This is a genomic window from Desulfopila sp. IMCC35008, from assembly GCF_010646885.2.
Lineage (GTDB): Bacteria > Desulfobacterota > Desulfobulbia > Desulfobulbales > Desulfocapsaceae > Desulfopila.
This window is the reverse complement of sequence record NZ_CP050700.1, coordinates 5713256-5738928: the sequence shown is the minus strand read 5'-3', so window position 1 is coordinate 5738928 and position 25673 is coordinate 5713256. Positions and strand designations below refer to the sequence as shown.

The window sequence follows — 25673 nt, the reverse complement described above, 5'->3', positions numbered from 1 at the left end:
ATGCTTTCCGAGTTCCTGCAGAGAATTCTCCTTGGCCCAAGGGAATATTTAAAACATAGCGATCTGGAAAAGATGACCAACCGATCGCCGTTTTCTTCCTATCTCAATTATCTGGCATATGACCCAGAGCTGGAAATATACCTGAACCAGGATGGAAGCCTTGGCCTGTTGTGGGAGTGCGCCCCGGTGATCTACGCAGGTCCCAAAACCATTACTGCACTTGAAGGGTTGTTTCGTGCAGGTTTACCAAAAGACAGTGTTATTCAGCTTCTCTTTCATGCCGATTCCCATATCGAACCGATCCTTTCCCGCTACCAGGATAACCGAACCAGAGCCGAGACCATTGTCAGCACCAATACCGATGCTGTAGTGTCATTCCTCGTAGAGGGGAAGAAAGGTCTGGAAGCCTGCTCCAATATCCCTGTTCGCAATTTCAGGCTATTTGTCGCTGTCAAGATGCCTGGCGACACTCAGGAGTTCAAAGTCTCTGCAGATTTTGCAAAAAAAGAGAAAACAGCACCTCTACTTGATATTAAACGGCAAATACATGAAACCCTGAAAGCAGCACTTCTCTCACCTCGACATATGCACCCTCAAGCCCTGCTGGAATGGAGTCGCAGGCTGTTCAACAGCTATCCTGATGAGTATCCGGAACAGAACCTCCATACCTACAATCCGATCATCCCCATACGCAAGCAGATCATCAACAGCGATACGGTGATTCGGGAAGAATCAGATCACATGCAGATAGGCAAACATTATTTTTGCTGCACAACTCCCAAAGTGATCCCCATCAGTATCGATCCTCTGCAAACCAATTCACTCTTTGGTGGAATATGGGGCGTTATATCCGATGCCGACCAGATCAAGACCGATTTCCTTTACGGTTTTAATATCGTTTTTGAGGCAGGCCTCGAGATGAAACTGCATGCCAAATGCAACCTGACACTCAACCAGCAGGCCGTTGGTTCTCTTTCTCCTACTCTTCGGCGCAAACAGGAGGAGTATCTGGCCGCGACCGACGACCTCGAACGGGGGGAAAAGTTCGTTAAGATATTACCCATATTCTGGGTATGGAGTGACGACCTCGAACAGGCCAAGGATTCCTGCACCCGGGTCAGGCGATTGTGGGAAAATAACGGCTATGTAATGCAGCAGGACAACATGATCCTCAAAATCCTGTTCCTCTCCTCGCTTCCGTTCGGCCTCTATACCACCGGCAAAAACATTGAAAACCTGGAGCGGGACTTTATCGCCCCTGTGCCATCGATTACCCCGCTTCTCCCCGTTCAAGGCGATTTTGCCGGTTCCGGAGGTGAGCCAAAGCTGATTTTCACCGGCAGGAAAGGCCAGCTGGTGTCTCTTGATTTTTTTGATCCCCATGCCACCAACCAAAACGTCTTTTGCTGTGCCACCTCCGGATCAGGCAAATCGTTCCAGGTCAACTTCATTGCCTTCAACTACTATGCGTGCGGTGCTCTGGTGCGGATCATCGACATCGGCGGTTCATATAAAAAGATCGCCAATATGCTTGGCGCCAAGTATCTCGACTTTGGCCCCAATATCAACATTTGTCTCAATCCCTTTACCCATATACGGGAACCCGACGAAGAGCTGAAAAGTGTCGCCGCAGTCTTTGCGCAGATGGCTTATTCCAACTCTGATCGGGAGAAATGCAACGACACTGAGATGAACCTGATCCGCAACGCGGTGCGCTGGGCCTGGCAGCAAAAGGGGCAAGAGGCTGACGCAGACACAGTCTACGAATTTCTCATGAAGTTCCCCAATGCGCCGGGCTCGGATCTGGATGAAATGGCCGACAACAGCAAGCTTATCGAAGTTGCCAGAAAAATGGCCTTCAATATCCGTGAATTCACCAGCCACGGCTTTCACGGTAAATTCTTCGTCGGGCCAAGCACCTTTGACATCCGTCGGGATGAATTTGTGGTGCTCGAGCTGGAAAACCTGAAGGTTCAACCGGACCTGTATCGGGTCGTGACCCTTCTGATCATCAATGGTGTTACCCAGGATCTCTATCTTTCCGACCGATCCAGGCCGCGACTCATCATCTTTGACGAGGCCTGGCAATTTCTCGACAAGGGTGCCATGATCGCCCCAGTCATCAACGAAGGCTACCGCCGGGCTAGGAAATACAACGGCAGTTTCATGGTCATCACCCAATCCCTGCTCGACCTGGAAAACTTTGGGGAAGTCGGAAACGTCATCAACTCCAATTCGGCGTTTAAAATTTACCTGGAATCGACCGACTTTGACCAGGCCCAAAAGAAAGGGTTGATCGATTATGACAACTTCACCCTCAAGCTGCTGAAAAGCGTCAAATCCAATCCGCCAAAATACTCCGAACTCTTTTTTGACACCCCCTTTGGGGTGGGTGTGGCCCGGCTGGTGGTCAACGATTACGCCTATTTCATCTACACTTCCAAGGCCAGCGAAATAGCAAAAATCGAGCAGATGGTTGCTCATGGCAAAACCTACCATGAAGCAATCCAGGAAATGGTTAACCTGAGGCATCAAGGTGAATTGTAAACTCTCTATTCTCTTCTCTACCATTTACGTTGTTTTTGGTGCTTGGCCCGCTTTTGGGGAGGCCAAGCACCTCGGTGTTGCCGGCAAGTTGTATCAGGTAGTCGAGCCGGATATTGCAACAGAGCTGGAACAACAGGCCGTCGCAAAGAATCATGTTGAGGAGAATGAGCTCCTCGATCGGGTAAGAACATATCAGCCTGAGGATCTTCATCCACTTCCACGGGCAACAGAGGATAGAACCTTTCTGGTTGATATGACCTATACCCTTGACCAGGACTTGGTCGACGGCAACGGCAAGGTGATCTACCCCAGGGGGTTTACCTTCAATCCCCTTGATTATGTCTCATTCCCTGGAGGGTTGCTGGTTATTGACGGTGATGATCCCTCCCAGATCAAATGGTTTAAGCAAACTCCTTATGCCACTAATCATAAGGTTCGGCTGCTGCTCGCTGGTGGCTATGCTTTCCAGCTCACTGAACAGCTCAAACGTTCGGTGTTTTACCTGGTCGACGAAATTGCAGAGCGGTTGCAGCTGGCAGCGGCACCATCCCTGGTCATACAAAAAGACAACATGCTGCAGGTGCATGAATTTTTTGTACCTCAAGAGGGAAATACTGAGGAAAACGATGCGCCAAGATAAATCCATTGTCCTCATCTTTCTGTTGCTCTCGTTCCCATTCTCTACATGGGCAGCGAAGTCGGGTGATTCTTTTAATATAGCCTCAGACGTCCATTGGGAAGAAATCGAGCTGAGATTCGAGGGCATTTGTATCTGCCCCAGACCACCACCCATTTACTATGAAGAAGGAGAAATATGGGAATACTGGGAGCCTTTCCTGGTGGAAGGTACCGTTTCCATGGCCAACTATTCTGCCTATCTGGGGAAACAAACAGGATCATCACTCATAGATGAGCTTGGCGGCAAGAACAAGAGCTCGGATTCAGTGGATATCGCTAATGAATCGACCTTTGCCCAGGGACACGCCTATCTCTTCCCGATGATGTACGGCTTTTGTAAACATAAAGATTACGGCATGTGGTGGAGCGAGTACGATTCCATGTGGCAGAATGACGAACTGTCCGCCATCATCACGCCTGAAGCGGCACTCTATGCCAACAAGGCTATGCAAATGGCCTGCATGGCCGATGCCGCTGCAGTCAACCTTGGTTACCCTCTCGACTTTATGCCCTGGTGTATCGGCAGCAGTGGATCCGCTTACCCGATGACCGGCCATGTGGACAATGACAATATCGTCCAGGCTAACAACGCGGTCGCCTCACGACTGCTCTATAAACTCAACCGGCTTTTCATGATCTGTGATCCCGCGGATAACCTCTGTGGATGCGACTATACGCCTGTCTGGGTCAAGAGCCATTACAAAATGCACGTCGTCAGACCAGACGACCGATCGCCAGCTTATCCAGTGGGCAAAGCTGCTAAATTTTACGACTCCGGCCTAAATGTGCCTTACCAGGGAGCGAAAGGCTCAAACGATGAATTTCTATGGGTGTTCTACAGGAAACAACGATGCTGTACCTGCTGCGACAGCTGATTTTTGCAAGTTTTATCCTTTGCTCATTTCCATGGCCAGGCCATGCCCAGGATTTGACCGAAAGCGATGTGTCTATGATCATGAAAAAGGCCAGAGAGGATGCAGAAAAAATGGCCCTGCCGGTCAACAAATATAGCGAGGAAGGGTTGAAGGAAGCTGAGGAAACGTCTCGACTCTTCCATTCTCCTGAGTTTCAGGAACGTGTCCAATGTGAGCAGCAGCGGTTGGAAAAAGAGGTCTTTGGTCAATATACAGCTCCATGGAAAAGAAAGAGCCAACAGACGGCAGCAGAACAGGCGGGTCCAAAGGGGAGTCTCGCAGCCGGGGAAAAGGTTCTTCTCTTTATCTCAAGCTCGGTACCAGATGAAACCGTTCATGCCTATATCGCAGGTTTAGATAAAGCCGCTGATCCCAAGGTCTTGCTGGTAATGCGTGGGATGGTCGGAGGAATGTCTTCTGCGAGGACCAATAAGGGACAATCGTATTTCAGCAGGATTTTGAAAAAAGAGCTGGATTGCCCTCGAACGGAAACACCGTGTGAGCGGTATGAAGTACCGATCCACTTGCAACCATCGCTGTTCGCGAGATACGGCATCACCAGAGTACCGGCTGTTGTCTACGAACATGAAGGCGACGCTTTCCTTGTCCAGGGAGATGCCGGACTTGATTTTCTCCTGGAACGAATCAACCGGGAAGTGAAAAGCACCGGTATTACCAAGCTGATCAAGAAAATACGGGGCGCACTTTGAGCGAAGAGAACACTACACAACCTGAAAAACCGGCAAGCACCGGCCCTGGTTATCTCGAGGTGATCATTCTAGCCCTGATACTTTCTGCAGCTATGGTGATGGGCTATGACAGAATGTTTGCCCAAAAGATCAGGGTCCTTGACTTGAAAGGATATCTGCGCACCCAAAAGGCACTCCTGGCTGCCGGCGAAATTACCGAACAGCAGTGGACAATGAAGCTGGATGCCGTTGAACAGATTTTGAACAGTGAGGCCGCGAGCCACCCTAATCAGGTCATCGTTTTGAAAGATGTGGTGCTGAGAAATGGAGACGAGATCCGTATCAAATAATTGCTCCCAACAGTTTGAGCTAAAGACCAAAACAAAGATTTTCAGGCTGAACAGCCGGGAAAAAACGCTGGTTGTTGTCGTTCTGGCGGCGCTTCTTGTTGGTTTATGGCTGCCGGAGCGGATCATTGTTTCCACCAGTCCATCGCTGAAGCATCGGATATTTTTCCTCACCAGGGCGAATAGCGAGATCAAACTTGGCGATTACCTGGTGTTCAGACATAAGGATTCAGGTTTTGTCCAGAAAGGGCTGGATCCGGCAAATGACCGTATGATCAAAAAGGTCGGTTGCCGTCCAGGGAATATTCTCTTCACCGATGTTGATAGGAACTCCTTTTGCGGTCAAAAACTGTTGGGAGTAGCGCTGCAGACAGACAGTAAAGGTCGTTCCCTGCCGCTGTTTCAGTTCTCCGGCCCGGTGCCTGAGAACAGCTATTTCATGGTGGGGACAAATCCACGCAGTTTTGATTCCAAATATTTCGGTTTTGTCCATGCTGACGACATTCTCTATAAAGCCTTGCCGATTTGGTGATCTATTCCTGCTCTGGTCGGTGTGTTTGTTGATCGTTGCCGGCAATGCAACAGCTGCCGATCTCGATGCGAAACCCGAACAACAGAACAGATTTTACTCCGATACCAAGCACGGCTGGTTCTGGTACGAAAATCCGCCAGCGGAAGACGTGGAAACGAAAAGGCCACCGGAGTTATCCCTGAACAAGCCCAATAAAGCGCCAAATCTGGACACCTATTCCATCGAAGAGCTGTGGAATATGTACCCGGACGATTTCCAGGAACTCCTGAATGTCCTGCAGAAAAAAGCGGTTCAAACCCCATCCGAGCAACACATTCTGGAGTATTTAACCATGCAGGACATAGCCCGGCGCAAGGCCCTCGCCTACACCAATGCCACCATGTACGTCACCCAGAAATATGGTCAGCTGTTCAATGTGAATCATGTCTATCCAACGGCGGGACCTGGTGTCACCGCCAGAGTCAGCATGCAGCAGGATGAAATATCCCAGACGATAAATCGTGCCGGCAACGATCATGCTTTGTTGTTTTTCGTCAGCCCCGGATGCGGCTTTTGTGAAAAACAGGCAGGAATTCTCAGCTATTTCGTCGACAAATACGGCTGGCAGATCAAAACCGTGGATATCAGCAGGAATATCAATAGCGCGGCACGTTTTAACATCACCATTACCCCAACCCTGCTCCTTATCAAAAAGGGACAGGATAACTACATGACCGTAGCGAGTGGCGTCATCGCAATGTCAGAGTTGGAAAGAAAACTCTACCGAGCCATCCGTTTGCTACAGGGGAACACCCGGGGAGACACTTTCCTGATGTACGACTTTCAAAAAGGCTCAGCGTTTGATCCAACATCAATCTTGAATAAGGGAAAACAGCCATGGAAAAACGCCAAGTAGCCATCCTCGCCGCAACTCTGACAATATCACTTTTACTACATCCCGTTGTTGCATCATCCGCTTGGGTAGACGACTGGCTTGATCAAAAAACAACCACCTCCCCCAATTACCTCTCCGGACAACAGCGAGGTTACTATTCCGGAGGCAGTTTCAACGCCCGGTGGCCAAGCAGTGTCTCCTATCCGGTCACGATTGAAACGCCCCGCATTAAGAGCGGTTGCGGTGGGATCGATGTATTCATGGGTGGTTTCTCCTTCATGAACACTGACTACCTGGTGGATAAGCTCCAGGGTATTCTTTCCGGTGCCGCTGCAGTGGCCTTTGACCTTGGTCTGAAAACACTTTGCGAGCAATGCGCCAATACCATCAAAAACTTTGAGGCTATCTCCGACAAGCTCAACTCCATGCAGCTCGATGAATGCGCGGCGGCAAAGGAACTGGTCGGGGTGGTCATGGATGAAAACGGTTTTCACTCCAGCGAGGTGATGAAGGAAAAACTCGGCACCTCCATCAAGGAAAACAAGCTGAGCCAGGGTGTATCCGAAATGTGGGATATAATCACCACCGAGGATCAAGCCAACAATAACGTTCCGCAGCCGGCGGATGTCTCAAGGGTAACCAGTGGCTGTAACAGCGAAATGACAGCGACCTTCCTCTCGGGTGGATCCCTGCTCGACAATGTCGGTAGCAAAATCAGCCTGCCTGCCGATTACACCAGTCTTATTCGCGGCCTGGTTGGCGACGTCAACCTCGAGGGCTCTGCCAACGCCTACAAGATTGCCTATGAACCACCATGCTCGGAGAATAACCCCGACGATATCAAGGCGTTTACAAGTGGCGAGGTGTTCGCCAAAAATTCAGGTGGAACCTGCAGTCAGATTACTGATACAAACCGTGACTTACGCCAATACGTCCAGAATATTCTGAACTCCATTGCTGATAAAATCGAAAACAAAGGTGTACTCAGCGGGGACGAAGAGACATTTCTGGCCGCAAGCCCCCTATCCGCCCTTCCTATCCTCAAAACCGCCGTGGGCTCAGGCATGAAAGAGGCCGCTGTAGCCGGTCTTGCCGATATCACCGCCAATGCCTACGCCCTGCAGATGCTGTCCGATCTGTACGTGCGGGCCGAGACCATCGCCTGGAAGGCAAGAGAAATGCTCGAGAAACAAGCTGGAGCCGCCAGTGGCCAACCATCGGAGAATTGTGCGGCTGTCATTTTCGCCGAACATGCCGACCAGAATATCTCTCTTATGCAGGCGCGAATCAGACGACTTCAAGATGCTGCCCGGGCAAGTTATGTGGCCTCGGCAAAAGAGATGTCGACAATCATGGATTACCTTGAGCACATGCAGAAGGTTGAACAACAGATAACCGCCGAGATTACCCGTCGCTATGGTAAAGATGTCGCGGCAAGACTGCAGATGTGACGGGCGTATGAAGAGCATCAAACTCCCAATTATCGCACCAGCTGCTATCTGCCTGTTCCTGCTTTCGGCAGGACACGTCTTTGCCCTGGATATGGAATATTATACCTACGGAGGATTCAATCCTATAACCCAGGCCTTCACCAAGATTGCCCTCATTTTCAGCGATTCAGGTTACCAGGGTTTGCTCTTTGTCGTCATGGTGCTTGGTCTTATAGCCGGGGTTAGCGCCTGGCTGGCACGTGCGGCTACTGGAGCGCGGGTCATCCCCTTGGTGTGGGCCGTGCCGGTACTGTTTGGCGCTGTCCTCTATCTGGCTCTCTTTGTGCCCAAGGGCAATATCACTGTTTATGACCCGGTATTGAACAGGTTCCAGACGATTGGACAGGTACCGGATGCAGTGGTCTTTACCGCAGGCTTTCTCAACAAGATCGAAAGAGGAATGGTCGATATCATCGATACCGCCGCCGCTCCCGATGCCCAGTTTAGCTCGACCGCCGGTGGCATTGGGTTCAAGGCTCTGGAGTCGGTCAAGGGATCAGCACCCAAGAACAACTATGCCAGAACCAGCATGATCCGCTACGTCAAGGATTGCGTGACCTTTGAGCTGTTGCGACCAGGCACCACACTATCACTCGATGATCTGCGCAACAACACCTCGGATTTTCTCAGCGACCTGAGCGCAGCGGTCAATCCGGCAGTCTATACAGTTTATTATGATGCTGTTCACCCGGAAGGGACCAACGTCACCTGCAGTGCTGCCTGGAACAGCTTGCAGCCCATTTATGCCAACCCCACCAATTACGATGAGGCCATAAAGAAGGTATGCAGCAAGGCATATTTTGATCCAGCCAATGCAGTTGAATTGAACACCTGCAAAACTCTGCTCACCAGTACCTTGAATTTTACCACCGGCACCGCCACCACCCCGGAAAAGATCATCCAACAACGCCAGATTGCCGAAATCCTCTACAACTTTTATTTTCAGGACGATTACGAGACATCCATGCTCATGGAGAGTAATCGCAAGATCACCTCCACCGGCCTCGGCATCGGCCTCACCATGAACGAATGGATCCCAATTATCCGGGCAGTCATGACCTCCATTGCCATTGGTGTAATACCATTCCTGGTCCTCTTTCTGTTCACCCCTGTTGTCGGTAAGGCAGTGTCGGTGATGTTTGGCTTTTTCGTGTTTCTCACCACCTGGGGGATTACCGATGCCGTGATCCACGGAGCGGCCATGGATTATGCATCCTACGCCTTTGAAGATATGCGCCAGTCCAATCTGGGTGTCTATGCCATGGCTGCATTTCCGACCATCTCCATCAAGTTGTTGTCAATGTTTGGAGTGATTCGCTCAGCGGGTATCATGCTGGCGAGTTTTTTCTCCATGATGCTTATCCGTTTCGGCGGCCATGCTCTGGCCATGCTTGCCGGCAACCTCAGCAGAATAGTGCAATCCGCCGGCGCACAAGCCGGGCAACTGCTCACCCCGGAAGGAACATCTGCAGCCATGAACCAGCAGGTACGTGCCGCCGGATTACTTGCAGGTATGCCGGAGCATCGGTTTTCCAACATGGCAGCGGCACAGGCCTGGAGCACCCACCGCTCGGTTGGTGGATATACGGCTGCCATGAACGCGAAAAACTCCCTGCAGGAATCCGGACAGATCCCCCCGGGGACATCAGACAGTGAAATGGCTACCATGATGGCTTCGGCAAGGGTGAGCGCAGGGACAGGCACAGGCCCTGTCGAAGTTTCAACCGGCCCGGACGGCAGCACCACCAGAACGAAATCAGAAACCGTCAACCCAGATGGCTCCACCACAGTCACTACCACCGGCGCAGGCGGCGAAGGAGTCTCCGTTGACACCATGGCAGAAGGCCGAGCCGCCTACTCGGTCGACAGTTCCGGAACTCATCACACCACTCACGCAGCAGTCAATGGTCTCAATCCCATAACAGTTGCGGCCATGGCCCAACAGCAACAGATTGTGGCTGCTTCCAATAGTCTTGGCAGGAATCAAAATTGGCAACTGGCTATGGATGCAGCGAAAAGAGCTAGTCTTTCCAGCAATGAAGCCAGTGCTTTCACAACTCGGCTTGACAATGCAACTCGAGAGAACTGGAAACGAGCAATGAGCGATAAGTCCAGTTTTGTTCACTCTATGGATGAAACTACACGCGCACAATTCCAAGCCACAGTAGGATCTAGATTTAAGAGAATACTTAGTGGTAATGGTCAAATTGCCGTTGTTGGCAACGATAACGAGGCTGTAAACTTCAACGTTTCTGAAGAAACTGCCAAAGCTTTTGAAAATACTGCTTCACAAGTACGATCCGAATCTCTTCAACAGACACTACAGGATTCAAAAAGCCTCGATTACATGACGAAACTGGCAAAACAGATCGGAGCGACTGAGGCTTTTTCGTACCTAAATGATGCCCGAGATATGAGAAGCGCCACCGAATCATACGGAGCAGATCTTACCACAGCTCTAGTCAGAAATTACGCCACAGAACGCTATGGAGATGAATCGCCCGAAAACATACGGCGAACTATAAGCGACTTCAATCATTTTCTGACCCAGCAGGGAAGTCAGGGCGTGGACAATATGCAAGCCATTGTTACCGGCTTTGTCAGTGGCAATGGCTATGGTTGGGGTAGTACTGCCGATACAGTAGGCAATACCATTGCCGGCACAAGAGATCGCGTCCAAGACCAAGTTTTTAAGCAAGACATTGGAATGGCTGCAAGCGTTGCCGGATCAAAAACCTATGGAATCAAAGATGACACTCTCGCAAAGCCACAATCAGACATTCCAATGGACAATCCCAATGCAGCTTCTGTCACTGATCCAGCCCACGATATTCGCAACAGAAATCGTACTGAAGAATCTGGCCACGGCGGGATTCATACTACTGCAGGAGACCTGATGAAAGACATGGCCGGATTGAACAAAGGTGCACCTCCGAGACCAACTCACGATTTCTACAGGAACCCCTCTTTTTATTACGAAGGCAATCTGGTTGAGCCACGGAAACAAGATGGAGGAATCATTCTGCCTTCCGGCAGGGTCATACATGGCGATGCAGCTTATACTCCACCAACAGACACTGAGGATTTTTGGAAAGGCAGTGTGTTTGAGAAAAATAGATGATTTCAAATCTGAATGAGAAGGCGGGAAAAGAGCCATTTTATTCTTGGTCAGAATGATTTGCAGACCAACTATAATGGTATGAGTTACCGGGTAAATGAGCCAAACTAGGATCATCAGACGCATCAGTACCAGTCAGGCCATTCTGGTCTACTCCATGAAGCCCTTCATTCTGATCAGCTGCCTCTTCATCCTTGAAAAACAATTTTACAAGGACCAAGAGAACCAAACCTACAATTATACTGAGAGTTCCAAGAGTCACGATATTTCTCCTTGCTAGAAGCAAAGCGCATAGGCAAAAGCTTACTTTCAAAAAATATCATTTTCAATCAGGATGTCAAGCCAGCCGTATCTACAACTCTTCTTAAGCAAACAGAAAAATTTTAGCAGAAAAAATGCCCTATTTACCTCTATTTCATTATTGTTGAGACAAATAAATCCTTACATATTGAGCACGTAAGGATTTATTTATCATCAATGCTTAACAATTTTACGACAGCCAGGACCAGCAATCGTGCTTTTTCCACCCGACACTGGCATTACCGATATTTGTGTGCTAATCCTTTCCTTCATAGCTGATACATGGGAAATCACTCCGATCAGCTTGCCGTCCTGCTGGAGTCCGGACAATGTTTCCAATGCGGTCTCCAATGCTTCTTCGTCCAAAGTACCGAAGCCTTCATCAAGGAAAAGAGAATCTACACGAACTTTACGGCTCGCCATTTTGGAAAGCCCCAACGCCAGTGTGAGGCTTACAATGAAGCTCTCCCCACCAGATAGGTTCTTGGTGGACCTGATCTCACCGGCCTGATAATTATCAACAACGTTCAACTCCAGCGGCTGCTGTTCATCACGAATAAGTAAATAACGATCGGTCATTTTTTCAAGTTGGCGGTTGGCATGTGAAGCCATCAGCTCAAAGGTCAGACCCTGAGCAAAGTTGCGATATTTCTTACCGTCCGCAGAACCGATAAGACCATGCAGCTTTTCCCAGCGATGACACTCTTTTTTCTGAGCATCTATTGCGGTCTGCTTTTCTTTTACCCGCTCCTTGGCAGCTGTATTTTCGCCTAGCTTATGTTTAAGACCGGCTATAACATCACGCAGCTCTTTCAGTGACTCTTCATATTCCTTGAATTGTGGTTCCAGTTCATCAAGATTTTTTTCCGTCACATTCTTGGCTATCTCATTGCTCAAGCGTATTTCACGATCTTTTTGTCTGGCTTTAAGGTCTGTTTGACCCTCATCCAGCTCCTTTGCTTTGGCAGACAAAAAATCCCTCTGCTCTGGTGTCAGTTTTGCTTCAAGAAACTGCTTTTCATCTACAAATCCAACCGAAGTGAGTACTAAAGAGAAATCGGTTTCCGCTCTTTGCAATTCGGGCTCTCTCTGCCCAATGCGATTTTTCAGGGTTTCAATATGTGATTTCGCTGTCGATAATTTCTGCTGCAGTTCAGTATTCAGGTTTCTGGCTGTCTTTTCGTTTCCTTCAGCATCTGCAATAGCTTTATTCAAGCGACCTTCTTCATCATCAGGCTTTTTAACTCCATACAATTTCTTCCGTTCATCAACGGCATCAGCATGCTCCTGTTTCAGCCGCTTCAGACCTTCCCGTTTTTCAGTAAAGGCCGTGCTTTGAGTTTCAATGACTGCATCCAGACGCTTTATCTCGCTGTCGATGTTAGCAATCTGTTTTTCGATCTCACTCTTTTTATTGATCTGTTTCTGCCATTCTTTTAGACGGGATTTGAGAGATTCAAGCAGTAATGAAACTTTCGACTCCGGTATTTCTGCTATTCCAAGTGGTTGCAGCTTTTTGGATACGGCCTGCTTCCGTTCCAGAAAGTCGGCACGGAGTTTCTCCAAGCCATCCTTCAGTTCCGCAAGGGCTTTCGCTGCTGCCTTCTTATTGTTATCTGCATTTGTTTCCAGTTTCTCGCTGTCATTTAGATTTTTACGGGCAACAGCTTCAGCAACTTCCAGTTTTTTAATAAGAGCTTCCTGATCATCAGCTTTGGTGATCAATTTAGTTAGCGCCTCAATCTTCTGCTCGATTTCATCGGGCATTGGAACATTGCCCTCGGCAAAAGGATGCTCTTTGGAACCGCAGAGCGGACAAGGTTTTCCATCTTCCAGCTTGGCCCGATGATCTTCAAGCTCCTCAATTTTCCTGAGGTATGCCATTTCACGAAGCAGGGTTTCTTTTTCTGTGCGATATTCCCGCAGCAATTTGTCACCCAGTAATTCGCCTAAGGCATCTTTTCCTTGCTGAAGGCTTTCTGCAGCATTCTTAAGTTCCTGCTTACGTATGACACATTGCTTTGTGGTGTCATCCAGTTTCTTTGCCGCCTTTACCAAGGCCGTATCAGCGTTCTTGAGATCAGTTTCTTTATAAGTGATCTCTTTTTGTCTGGTGAGCAGATTGCCAAACTGTTCTTCAATACCGGCCAAACCGCTGATCAGCCACTCATCCTGTGAGTGTTTTTTGAGATATTCCTCTACAGTCTCTAACGTTTTTTCAGCCTCGGTTCTCTTCTGCTGCTCTTTCATTCGAGCCTGCTTATCGGTATCTATCTTTGCTGCTTCCTTTGCACAGCTTTCAGCAAGTTCAGAAACACCCTTTGCTTGTTCAGCAATTTTCTGATCGAGGGAACGGATTTTCTGGATAAGCGGAGCAGCAACTTTCAGCTCTTCTTTCACTTTGAGAGTAAGCGTCTCAACTGTCTTTAGGGCTTCAGCCTGCGAATTTGCCGAAATTTTCAACTCAGGCAGGGCCACTTCTTCGACTTTCAGGCTAGCTTGATCATCTGATTGCTGCTTGCGAAGGGCTGTGAGCATTGCATGTGGACCATCAATAGAAGCAGCCTTCGTGGCCCGCTCAAGTTTGTTTCGTTCCGGTTTAAATGCTTCAACATTGCTCTGTACCTTAACAGCCTCTTCAGTAAGACTGCTGATTTCCTTTTTCAGTCCTTCAATACTGGTAAGCCATGTAATGGCTTTGCCTGCTTCGGTCGATTTTCCAGCAAGATCCTTCTCCTGTTTCTGCTTTGCTCCAAGCTCCTGCTGAATCTCTATTTCCTGTTCTGGCTCCAGAATCACAATACCGGATGTTTCGGCATTCAACAGGTTCAGTTTTTCCCGCTCGTTACGCTGGCGCTCATGAACACGCCGTGAAATTTCAGAATAAATCTCAGTACCTGTAATCTGCTCGAGAATCTTGGACTTCTGCTCAGCGTCTGCTTTCAGAAAGGTATCAAATCCGCCCTGAGCCAAGAGGATGGAGCGGGTGAAACGGTCAAAGTCCATCCCGGTTTTTTCTTCAATAACGCCGACAACCAGACTCTTTTTAGTTTCGATCGGCTTTCCGGTGATCTCATCTGAAATCTGGTGTTCCTGATCTTGCAGGTTCCCTTCAGCTTTTTTCCGCGCACGGCGCTGCTCCCAGTGACAACGGAACCGGCCAGCCTGTGACTCGAACAACACTTCGGCATAACACTCACCAGTCTGGCGAGACATTATTTCATTTGAACTCTTGGTGATTTTCCCGAGGCGTGGCGTAGCGCCGTACAGGGCGAGACAAATAGCATCAAGAACGGTCGACTTTCCCGCACCGGTAGGACCCGTCAGGGCAAATATGCCATTGGACACATATTCCGGGTCTGCAAAATCAATGAGCCATTCGCCATAAAGAGAGTTGAGGTTTTGAAACCTGAGTTCAAGTATCTTCATATTTTGCCTCTCTAGTCAACGTTGACGTCTTCTTCATTGAGAGACTGAATTATTTCGGCATGTGATGTAGTCAGTTCAATACGGTCTTCCTCCGGGACGTCAAAAGCATCCAAACAGCGTGTAAAAACGTCATTTACATCCAGGTCATCAAGGGTTTCGTCATCTTCAATAGAGTTAATCAATCGCTCCATAACACGCTTGTTTTTTACCCGACGGATTTCCATAGCAGAACCAGTCAATGCCTCATCCAGAATTTCCCGAAGATTACCGACTATGTCACGACCGGTATATTCGATCTCAAGCCACGCCTGACTTTCATCATACTTCAATTGTTCAACCTTAGCGTGAATATCATCCAGCGTGCCGACAATACGAACTAATTCCTGGAAGCAGGGAACCTGAATTTCATGAATTTTTGGGGTATTAGTATTGAATTCAATAAGTATTACCTTCTTGTCTTGCTTTGCTTCTCCGTAACCCATAGGAATGGGAGATCCGCTGTACCGAATATGCGCAGCTCCGCCAACTACCTGCGGAACATGCAAATGACCTAACGCAAGATAATCAATTGATGAGGGGAATACATCTTGCTCCACATGGGCTAAAGAGCCTACATAAAGCTCTCGAACGCCGTCACCCTCAACGGTCTTGCCTCCAGCGGTAAAAAGATGACCCATTGCAACGATAGGCACCTTTTCATGTCCGGCTTTCTCAAGGTCTGCCTTTTTGCTCTCTGCAATAGAGCATACTTTCTCATAGTGGACCTTCACCCCTTCTATCAGCTTGGCGTTTTTATCATCAATGGTCTCACCCGGCTCAACAGTACGAATATCCTTGTCCCTGAGATACGGTACAGCGCATACTATTGCCAGGGGGGCCTGATTGCGGTCTTGAAGAACAATCACTTCATCTTCTGGATTCTCTGTCATTGCTCCAACCACAAAAACATTGAGTGCACGCAGTAGTTCTTTCGGAGCGTTGAGAAATGATGGGGAATCGTGGTTTCCCCCAATGACAACAATATGCTGGCAACAAGAAGCGGAAACCCGGCAAAGAAATCTATAATAGAGCTCTTGAGCTTTGTTACTTGGAGTGCTTGTATCGAAAACATCTCCAGCAATCAGTAATGCATCGACTTCTTTTTTCTGAATAGTTTCACTCAACCAATCAAGGAACGCTGAAAACTCTTCATAACGCTTCCGGCCATAAAGAGAGCGTCCTAGATGCCAGTCAGAGGTATGGAGGATTTTCATGGGTTATTGCCGTGCATACCTATAATGACCTTTTATTTCGGAATTTAAATATCTTCCTTTAGATTCAGCTTGTTTCATTCCTTCGAAAACATGTTCAGGAACGTCATAATAGTCATAGCGACTGCCACTATTAAATTCCACAGTTAATACTTGGGCTTCATAACAAAAACCTGCCACATTTGATGACTCAGGGGTTGAGATCCATTCACTCATTATTCTCTCCTTCATTCAGTAAAGTTTTATGAAAATCATGATTGTATTTTGAGGACTGCGTTCGCCACTGATGAATCATAGGTTTATAGTTTTCCACTTCTTTCTTTTGATTCCAACCTCCTGGTCCCTCAAAACCATCTTCTTCCGATCCGTGTGCGGCAACTTTTGGATCAATACTGTCTGGACGTCTATCATGTGTAGGTGGATCAATTAATGTTCTAATTGGCAAACTTACGGCTTCGCCAACAATAATTGCTTCTCCTGTTCTCAAGATGGGTAACATTTCAAAAAGCCCTTTAAGATTGTCAGATGCCGCTCCAGTAATATGGCCTCTATCGATATTGTTAGCTAATCGCATGGCAATTATAGTACCGCATTGTGACAAAATAGTAGCATCAATCTCCGAAGGTCTCTGGCTGACAACCATCATCCCTACACCATACTTTCGTCCTTCTTTAGCAACTCGTTTGACTGCTAAGGCTGCAGAGCCTGAATTTTCTTTTCCAAGGTACGTATGAGCCTCTTCTAAAATAAGAAGAAGAGGTCTTTCTCTTGCTCCTTCAGGTAAATTTCTACCCCAAAAAACAGCATCATAGATTATCCTTAAAACTGCACCGATAATGTCGTTTAGTATTGATGATGGTATTCCGGACAAATCTAGTATTGTTACTGGACTTTCATTCCCAATCCATCCTTGGATTAATGAGTCCAAATCACTATCAATTTTTCCATCAATATTTGGTTTCCAATTACCTGGGTTGCAAATAAAATTATATCGTGGATCTCTGAGCTTAGACCCTAAGGTTGAGAGCTGTTGTCTAATTCCAATGGGCTCTCTTCCCCATTGAACACGCTCAGGCGCAGGGCCGGTTGTCTTAACTGTTCTGTAAATTGGAGGAATGACCGACATCGCATCACCAATCAAATCATTCCCATGAGAATCTTGAGCATATGCAGGGTCAACTTCATCTGCAGCACCACCTGGGCGGGGAACAATCGTCATGAAATCTTTTTTATACAGCTCATACCATAGCTTATGTAGGCAAAAAGGCGTTGGGCTATCAACAGTAATAGCGTCAGGGTCAATACCATTAATTGGTTGATTTTCTAAAGATTCTCTCTTGAGCTTGATCACCCAATCAGAGATAGTTGCATACTTAGAATTATCTAAGCTTCCGAAAGCAAATTTTGTCATTTCCTCAAAATTAAGCGCCCAGAAAGGAATTTGAAGCTCATTTTCATTCTTGCTCGTATCCGCACCAACTTTAATAACCCTTGCTCGATCACCTAGTGCTTTTGAGTATTCACCATGAATATCTAGTACTAATATTCTTGCTGAGGGGAATTGTGATCTATCCGATATCGAATTCAACAAGCCAGCCACAGTTGTCGACTTTCCACAACCAGTTGATCCAACAATTGATGAATGACGCGTCACCAGTTTATTAATGTCAATATAAGCCGGGATGCTTTCTGCACTTGCGAGATGTCCAATAGATACAAAGTCTATTGGATCTGAAGGGCCGTAGATAGCATGCAGATCCCTCTCCGTAACTATATGAACTTTATCCTCTATCGTTGGATGTTGGGATACGCCTCGTTGAAACTGACCATCCCGCATTCGTTCCCCGATAAGTTGAATCTGAAGCCACCGGTTACCATATGGAGATATTTCCAACTCACTCACAGGAGCAGCGCCTGCACCAACCTGTGATACAAGCCCATACAAATCCGTAAACCCAACTGGTATTCTTACAAAACTGCCCACTTGGCCAATACGATAACACTCACCATCAATAAAACTAATGCCTGTAATCGTTTCATTGGATAATGCTACAGTTACCGTTGTTCCCATTACATCCTGAACAGTGCCTATGAAAGATGGATCAACTTTCATTTTGACCCTCCGACCTGTGACTGCCGGTTTGCTTAAGCAAAAACCGACTGAAGGCACCAAAATCCCCTATTTTGCATTGTGTACTCTCTCCATCTTGTTCAGTTAGATAGTCATATGGGTTTATCGAATCTCCATTTTTCCAAGCCTTCTGTTCACCTGCAAAGAAAGCAGCATTTTTAGCTAATAGATGTAAATTTGTTGTCTTTCGGGCACAATCTAACGCCTCAGGATATTGTTCAATATTGCCATATAGCAAGCCAAAACAAACACTTCTAGGGTTAGCAGACAATCGTTGGGTTATAATTTCATTAAGATGCTGATCAACAAACGAATAACCGTTTGTTACAAGCACTGATTGCCCTGTAGCTAGAAAGGTCGACAATTTATCCTGCATTGCTAAATATGGCATTCTACGGCTCTGAGAATATTTCAAATGAGAAGGGTAAATCATTTGCTTGTTGCCGTTATCACTTTTTGGAATCCCTCTAAATACTTTACCGGTATCGTCTATCCACCAGTTAACAGACCCGTGAAGCTTCCAGAGTCGAACCCAACGAGATGGAAGCTCTTCATGCTCCATGGAATGAAGGTCAAAAAATGCATTTCTTGAACCAACAAATCCGTCAAAAAATGGAATATTTTTGTACTCTAAAGATGACTCTATCAATAGGTCATAGTTAGGTGTGAAGATTTCTACTGGATTTTCCCTTGGTATACCAGAAATCCATGAAGTTAAATTATGATAAGAAGTAATCTCATTAGGAAGTTCTTTGTTTACCTCTTCTGTGATTTTCTCACATATTTCCTTTTCCATTTTAGTGAGATCTTCTTTATTAAGTCCATCAAACTCACTCGCACCGATAGCATCAATTAGTAATCGTATCCGACTTAAAATGTCTTCTATTGTGGGCTCTCTGCCTTCAGATAGAACAATTCCAGTCTTTAGTGTAGTAATTTTATCCTTTTCTAACTTTTCACAAACAGCTTTAGTTAAACCAGCAATATCAGGAATTAGCGGTTGACCTTCGGTATTACGTATTGATAAAGGGCAGCCAGCACCGAGCAAAAAAGCCACTCGATTTTTATCAGACGTTAACCCCTGTCTAAGAATATTAATTCTTCCAGCAATATCATATTGTTCGTCCATCAAGCGCCCCCATTAAGATGTAACTGCACCTGCTCCAACAATCTCCATCAACTTTCCAAAACTATTGACCACATCATATTTCACATTTTCCGGATTGATCTTCCGATTTATCTCATCAAAGAATTTCCGAGCACACTCGATCTTTGTTATTTCAATTTGTCTAAGCTCCATTGTGGACATGGAACCCTTTGTTTCAGCAACAAAGTAGACATGCTTTACTGATCCTTCCTTGAAGGAAATTGCCCAGTCAGGGTTATAGTTTCCAACCGGTGTGGGGATTGAGAATCCTTTTGGTAATTTGGCGTAAACAACTACTTCCGAGCTGGTGTCAAGTTCCTGTACGAAGGTGCGCTCTATTTTCGAGTCAGTGATTACATAATCATAGATATGTCGTTTCAGTGGGTCTCCAGCTTTGCTGAAATCCTGTTTACTCTGACTATCCGTAAAGATGTCTATGTCGTGAGTTTCAGTAATCGCATCGTATGTTAAGTGCTCAATGATAACGGTGGCTTTTTGTTCTTGAATCAGTCGTGAAGCTTCTGAAATAAAATTTTCAGGATTGGTTTTAAATTGGGCAAACACCGGTTTTTCAAGATCTGCCAGGATGCTAGTGACTGTACTTCTGGTCAATTGGACATTTTCAGCTACTTTGCCAATAAGGTCATACTTTACCGCTGAATGGACGGAATGCCCGTTGTATTCAGTAGATGTTTCTCTCACCTCAAAGCTATCACCCGATTTCATTTGGTCATAGCTGATTCCATCTGCCTGTTCTCCCCGTTGAATGGTATATTGCAGCGGACTTACCCTGAGCTGCATATTCAAGGTCTGTATACATTTTTCGACAAGCTCTGAACTGTCAAAATGAACACTATATGCTGCCTTACGATTTATTCTGTTCCACAGCTCCTTGAATTCCTTTTTCTCAAAGTTGGCATTTAAAGGGTTTGTTTTTGCACCGCGATCGTTCTCAATTTCAGGCAACTGTGCATCACTATAGACACTCTGGATGAGCTGAAAGATCTGTTCTTTATATGGTGTTAAATCTTCTGGAAGGTCCGCAAGGTTATCGTTATTAACTGCTTCATGAAACTTTTCAGCAATGTTTCTCTTTCGGTCCACATAGCCGTTTTGAATGAGGTAGAACTCTAACCCTTCTGCCATTTCCTGCGTAACCTCTACAACGCCGGAAGGAGTCTGCAAGATCTTACCTGTAAAATATTTCACATCGGCGACACGTGGTCGTTCAGAAAGGGATTCGCTGATATCCTTTTGAAGTGCGGTAACAAAATCTCGATAACTTTCACTGGCAACAACAGTGAGGATATTGGTCTGGTGCACTGTTGCCGGATCATCCTGCCTGTCACCCAGTTGATTGACAGCAATACGGAGTCCACGCCCAACCTCTTGCCTGCGGGAGATGCTGTTGTCACTGTGTTTCAAGGTACAGATAACAAAGACATTAGGATTATCCCAACCCTCCCGAAGAGCGGAATGGGAGAAAATAAACCTGGTCGGCTCTGCAAAAGAGAGCAAACGCTCTTTGTCTTTTAAAATCAAGTCATAGGCATCTACATCATCAGTTTCGGTTGATTTTTTACCGGTGACTGGATCAACCATCCGTTTGCTTTTTTTATCAATTGAGAAATATCCGTTATGAGTGCGGTCAACAGAGATACCATCCAGATACTTCTTGTAACCTTCATTCATGAACAGATCCTGCTTGAGCCCTCTCAGGATATCCGTGTATTCCTCTTCAAAGATCTTAGCATACTCTCCACCTGCTTCACCAGCATCGGTGTACACGCGGTATTTCGCCACTTCGTCAATGAAAAACAGAGTAAGAACTTTGAGACCCTGCTGGTAAAGCACCTGTTCTTTCTCGAAATGCGCTCTAATTGCCTCGCGGATTTGAATCCGTCGCAAGGTCGTTTCATTTACATCCCCGGTTGCCTCTCCTGCCTGCAACTGATGACCGTTAGTGAACTCGACCGTGTCCGTGATAGCGTTGATATCTGCAATAACAAAACCTTTGTATTGGTCCAGTTCACCCGAGAGGTCATAGAGATTGTCTCCTTTCTTAAGCTTCCGAATGATTCGCTTGATTCCGCTTGATTGCCTGGTCTCAATCTCAATTCGAGCAACAGGCGTCTGTGTGGAAACTTCAATCGATTCAAGATAGAGATAGGCATTGGTGCCGGAAAGACCTTTTACGGAGATACCCCGAACGGCAATCTTCTTTACCAATTTTTGGTTGTATGCATCCAAGGCATCAAGCCTGTGGACCTTGTTATGCTGCGTCTTATGGGTTGCAGAATAGCGCAGGATAAACAATGGATTAAATTCTTTGAGGGAGTCCAGGGTCTTTGCGCCTTCCATCTTTTGCGGTTCATCCAGTATCAAAATGGGCCGATTGGCTTTGATCACATCGATTGGACGGCGGCTCTGGAAGTCATCAAGCTCTTCGTATATACGCCTTGCATCTTTTCCTCGTGCGTTGAATGCCTGGACATTGATCACCATGACATTTATTCCGGCATCAGACGAAAAGCTCTCAAGGTTATGAAGCTGTTTGGAGTTATAGATGAAATACTTGACTTTTTTATGGTAGGTCTCCTGGAAATGCTCCGCCGTAATCTCCAATGATTTATATACACCTTCTCGGATAGCAATACTCGGCACCACAATGATAAACTTGGTCCAGCCGAATTGCTTGTTCATCTCAAAGATGGTTTTGATGTAGCAATAGGTTTTACCGGTCCCGGTTTCCATCTCGACATCAAGGTTCACAGGAGAGACTTTGGTTTTCACCAAGCTCGTTGACTGCGGGAGATTTTGGAGTCGCTGAATCTGCTGGATATTTTCAAGAACCTGTTGTTCGTTCAGGGCAAGGTCACTATTCTTAAAGCCGGATCCTTCAAACATATGTGTAGGCCGATAGCCGCGCGAGTCGGCTTTTGCTACTCCCGGATCAATACGGTAGCTGATACCCGTCATATTGGGTTGGCCTTTAAAACAATCCACCACCGATTCTACAGCACGTGTTTGGTAGGCCTGTTTCTTAAATTTCAGCTTCATTAACAGCCCCCTTTCTTCTTCGTGACTTCGATCTGCTTCAGTTCCTGCTCTACTTCGATGAAATGCTTTTCCACGTCCGTCGGTTCTTCCAGTTGTTTCAGGCGAAACTTCTCGTACTCTTCATGCGCTTTCACCATAGCTGATTCGTGGCTAATTGTTCCTGCATGGGTCAACAGCTCCCGACCAGTCATGGTCAGGAATTGATGAAGGCGCTCGGTCCAATCCTGCATTGTCATGGGGTTACGGTTTAATGCCTGTAATTCCGCCATTTCAAGATATGCAGTCACAATCCGGTTGAGGATGTTCAGTTCATCTTCTGCCAGATAGTTCTTGGCTACTTCCACATCGCGCTTGAGAAGTTTGGAACCGGGATAATTGGTAACGCCCATACGAGGTTGCTCAGCATCCGCCCGTTGATAAATAAGCTCTGCAGCGGTATGTCCGTGTGCAGCCCAGTGCATCTTGTTCTGCACCTGCTTGAAAAACAGTTTGGATGTTTCTGAATTCGGATCGTAATCGATACTAGTGGCATAAATATCCAACACTTTACGCCAAAAAATCTTTTCCGAGCTGCGAATATCCCGGATACGGGCCAGCAACTCTTCAAAATAACGGCCACCCTCCGGTTCTTTTAACCGCTCGTCATCGAGAACAAAGCCTTTGCGTATAAACTCCGTCAGCTTCTGAGTCGCCCAAATTCGGAACCGGGTGGCAACACTACTTTTCACCCGATAGCCGACGGAAATAATCATGTCGAGGTTGTAGAAATCCAGATTACGCTGGACCTGCCGTTTCCCCTCTTGACGAACTGACAAGAATTTCTTGTGAGTTGCCTCTTCTGCCAACTCTCCTTCCTCGTAAATGTTTAAAATATGCTGACTGATGTTTTGCTGGGTTGTTTGGAAAAGCTCCGCCATAAGAGGCTGTGTCAGCCAGACGGTTTCCTCCTGCAGGCGTACATCGAGCTTTACCTGGCCACCCTCGGACTGATAGACAAGAATCTCACCTTTGCCATGGTTTTCGAGGTTGCTCATATGCACTTCACCTCGGTATGGGGCGACATCAGCTTGAAAATCTGCTCAACATTAATTTTCACACTGTCATCTTTAAACCCTGAATCGCGGAACACCACCCGAAGAGGTTGACGCTTAGTGAGTTCCTTGCAGAAATCTTCTGTAATCTGACCGTTCTTAACAAAGCAGGCGGCTAGTGCATTATTATCGACAAAGAACACTTCTCGATTCTCGATGGTCTCTTTGGTAATAGGGAAAGTTAGATCAACACCCCAATCCAACAGAACCTGGAATAGTAAGTCTTCGGAGCTTCGGTCGGCTTTGATGTTATCGGTTAGTAGGCTTAATTGTTTTTGTTCGACTGCATCGGGAGTGTAGTAGATGTCTGCCATATTGCTGGAATCCACTTTGAGAACTCGGAAACCTATGTCTTTATTCCAGCTCTCGTGCCCACCTACCTCGATTGCATTCATTCCAGCCAATCGGATTCGCTCTTTGGAGACCTCTGAAAGAACAATCTGGCGGCCGTTTTTTTTAAGCATTTTCATCGCTGCTTGAGCGGTCTTCTTCGCACTTCCTGTGGCTGATTTCATCGCATCTTCTAGAGATTCTGGCAACTGCACCATTATAAACCGATGGTTTGAGCCAAAAGTTGCATTTGCTTTAAACACTGCCTCTGCAGTACTAGCTGATCCAGCAAAGAAATCCATTATGATAGCGTTACGGTCATTGGGAGTTACATATTCTATTAAACGAGCAAGTTCTTCGTGATCTTTGGGGTTACTAAAGACTTTCGCTCCCATCAATCCGCGAAGGTATTTCACAGCAACCTGGGATTGTTTATAAAAATATGAACCTCGAACCTGCGTTGCAAATTCAACATTATCGTCTACGTCCTCTGTCCCGTTATCATTGTTGTTCTCTTCATCGACGGACTCTTCTGGTATGGGACGAATGTGGGCTTTACGAAAAGGTGGTTCAGTATGATCTTCCCGGAACTCAACCAACCCCAGCTTGATCTGACGCTGCATCTCTTCAGGAGAAGCAAACCTCCACCCTGCTTCTGGTATCGCACAGGGTTGCTTTGTTTTCGGGTGAATGACATGGTACCTGGGCCCATCTCCTCCAGGCCATGAAATGTCACGGTCACGCCATGGACCGTATTTGTCCACACGTTTGTATCGTGCCCACTTTTTTGCAGGGTGACTTTTGGGTAAGTCGGAATACCATTGGCTTAAATCTTTCTCAATAGTGCGATAGTCTTCACCATGAATCTTTTTGAGCCTCAGGAATTCATCCCAAATATCCCTGGCTCCCGGCTTTTCTTCTCGCCAAATCTCACCTCGTTCCCGAAGCAACACAATATTCCGCGCATAGACCAGCATGTACTCATGCCCGACTGAAAAGAACTTCGCATCGTTCTTTCTGCCTTTTTCCCATACGAGCTGTGCAACAAAGTTCTGCTCTCCAAAAACTAAATCACAGACTTTTCGTAGTGATGCCTGTTCCGTATCGTCAATACTGATTAAAATAAGTCCCTCGTCGCACAGGAGATGTCTTGCGACAGAAAGCCTCGGATAGATCATGGAAAGCCAGTCTGAATGGTAGCGCCCTCTGCTTTCTGGATTGCTGACAAGCCTTCCTCCCGTCTCGTCGCGTTCGCCAGCGGCTTTCTCATACTCATCCTTTAGTACGGTAAAATTGTCTTTGTAGATGAAGTCCTTGCCCGTGTTGTATGGCGGGTCTATATAAATCATCTTCACCTTGCTTAGATATGTCTCTTGCAGCAGTTTCAGGGCATCGAGATTATCTCCTTCAATGAACAGATTTTCCGTACTATCAAAATCAACACTCTCTTCACGACAAGGACGAAGAGTTTTGGCGATTGGTGCATTCGCAGTAAGTAGTGCTTCCCGTTTTCCTGGCCAGTTCAGATGATAGCGCTCTTGAGGTCCTTCCACGATATTGGTAGAAAGCTCCTGCTTGAGCTGATCAAAGTCAATCGCCTTTTTCAGGGTCCCATCTTCGCCAATCGATTCGGTTACACATCCTGGAAACAAAGCCGCAAGTTTTGCAATATTCTCTTCGGTAAAATTCGGGCTGTGCATCTTTAACTTTTCCACCTTCTAACCCCTCTATTTCAGACTGAAAATT

18 protein-coding genes are annotated in these 25673 nt (G+C 46.8%); 9 read left to right on the top strand and 9 right to left on the bottom strand.

Annotated features, from left to right (window positions below; translation table 11 throughout):
• The 9 genes from GA520_RS24570 to GA520_RS24530 are packed head-to-tail and all read left to right on the top strand — an operon-like array spanning position 1 to position 11192.
• A complete protein-coding gene (locus tag GA520_RS24570; protein WP_163336050.1) occupies positions 1–2547 on the top strand; it encodes a TraC family protein in 2547 nt (848 codons plus the stop codon).
• Positions 2537–3187: a hypothetical protein gene (locus GA520_RS24565; RefSeq protein WP_163336049.1), complete on the top strand. Its 651-nt coding sequence runs from the start codon at positions 2537–2539 to the stop codon at positions 3185–3187. Before GA520_RS24570 ends, GA520_RS24565 begins: the two co-directional genes overlap by 11 nt.
• Positions 3174–4100 (top strand): TraU family protein, encoded by a 927-nt coding sequence (locus GA520_RS24560; protein ID WP_163336048.1) that lies wholly within the window; start codon positions 3174–3176, stop codon positions 4098–4100. The genes GA520_RS24565 and GA520_RS24560 overlap by 14 nt, the downstream gene beginning before the upstream one ends.
• Entirely contained in the window at positions 4076–4849 is a 774-nt protein-coding gene (locus GA520_RS24555) for a TrbC family F-type conjugative pilus assembly protein (protein WP_163336047.1), read from the top strand. The genes GA520_RS24560 and GA520_RS24555 overlap by 25 nt, the downstream gene beginning before the upstream one ends.
• A complete protein-coding gene (locus GA520_RS24550; protein WP_163336046.1) occupies positions 4846–5178 on the top strand; it encodes a hypothetical protein in 333 nt (110 codons plus the stop codon). The genes GA520_RS24555 and GA520_RS24550 overlap by 4 nt, the downstream gene beginning before the upstream one ends.
• On the top strand, positions 5153–5707 hold the full coding sequence (locus GA520_RS24545) for a S26 family signal peptidase (protein WP_163336045.1): 555 nt from the start codon (positions 5153–5155) through the stop codon (positions 5705–5707). Before GA520_RS24550 ends, GA520_RS24545 begins: the two co-directional genes overlap by 26 nt.
• Positions 5667–6602 carry a conjugal transfer protein TraF gene (locus GA520_RS24540; protein WP_163336044.1) on the top strand — a complete coding sequence of 312 codons (936 nt, stop codon included), beginning with the start codon at positions 5667–5669 and terminating at the stop codon, positions 6600–6602. Before GA520_RS24545 ends, GA520_RS24540 begins: the two co-directional genes overlap by 41 nt.
• On the top strand, positions 6584–8032 hold the full coding sequence (locus tag GA520_RS24535) for a conjugal transfer protein TraH (RefSeq protein WP_163336043.1): 1449 nt from the start codon (positions 6584–6586) through the stop codon (positions 8030–8032). The genes GA520_RS24540 and GA520_RS24535 overlap by 19 nt, the downstream gene beginning before the upstream one ends.
• Before the next feature lie 7 nt (positions 8033–8039).
• Positions 8040–11192, top strand: coding sequence for a conjugal transfer protein TraG N-terminal domain-containing protein (locus GA520_RS24530; protein WP_163336042.1), 3153 nt, complete (start codon positions 8040–8042; stop codon positions 11190–11192).
• Between the two features lie 37 nt (positions 11193–11229).
• Here the strand turns inward: GA520_RS24530 and GA520_RS24525 are convergent, their stop codons facing one another.
• The 9 genes from GA520_RS24525 to GA520_RS24485 form a co-directional block, all read right to left on the bottom strand.
• Entirely contained in the window at positions 11230–11451 is a 222-nt protein-coding gene (locus GA520_RS24525; protein WP_163336041.1) for a hypothetical protein, read from the bottom strand.
• Between the two features lie 212 nt (positions 11452–11663).
• Entirely contained in the window at positions 11664–14918 is a 3255-nt protein-coding gene (locus GA520_RS24520) for an AAA family ATPase (protein ID WP_163336040.1), read from the bottom strand.
• A gap of 11 nt (positions 14919–14929) precedes the next feature.
• Positions 14930–16171, bottom strand: a complete 1242-nt coding sequence (locus GA520_RS24515; RefSeq protein WP_163336039.1) for an exonuclease SbcCD subunit D C-terminal domain-containing protein — start codon at positions 16169–16171, stop codon at positions 14930–14932.
• A gap of 3 nt (positions 16172–16174) precedes the next feature.
• Positions 16175–16384, bottom strand: a complete 210-nt coding sequence (locus GA520_RS24510) for a KTSC domain-containing protein (RefSeq protein ID WP_163336038.1) — start codon at positions 16382–16384, stop codon at positions 16175–16177.
• A complete protein-coding gene (locus tag GA520_RS24505) occupies positions 16377–18281 on the bottom strand; it encodes an ATP-binding protein (protein WP_163336037.1) in 1905 nt (634 codons plus the stop codon). Before GA520_RS24505 ends, GA520_RS24510 begins: the two co-directional genes overlap by 8 nt.
• Positions 18271–19428 carry an SIR2 family protein gene (locus GA520_RS24500; RefSeq protein WP_163336036.1) on the bottom strand — a complete coding sequence of 386 codons (1158 nt, stop codon included), beginning with the start codon at positions 19426–19428 and terminating at the stop codon, positions 18271–18273. Before GA520_RS24500 ends, GA520_RS24505 begins: the two co-directional genes overlap by 11 nt.
• A 12-nt stretch (positions 19429–19440) precedes the next feature.
• The gene (locus tag GA520_RS24495; RefSeq protein WP_163336035.1) at positions 19441–22506 is read right to left on the bottom strand and encodes a type III restriction-modification system endonuclease; all 3066 of its coding nucleotides are present in this window, start codon (positions 22504–22506) and stop codon (positions 19441–19443) included.
• Positions 22506–23540, bottom strand: coding sequence for a virulence RhuM family protein (locus GA520_RS24490; protein ID WP_163336034.1), 1035 nt, complete (start codon positions 23538–23540; stop codon positions 22506–22508). Before GA520_RS24490 ends, GA520_RS24495 begins: the two co-directional genes overlap by 1 nt.
• A complete protein-coding gene (locus tag GA520_RS24485) occupies positions 23537–25642 on the bottom strand; it encodes a site-specific DNA-methyltransferase (protein WP_163336033.1) in 2106 nt (701 codons plus the stop codon). Before GA520_RS24485 ends, GA520_RS24490 begins: the two co-directional genes overlap by 4 nt.
• Between the last annotated feature and the right edge of the window lie 31 nt (positions 25643–25673).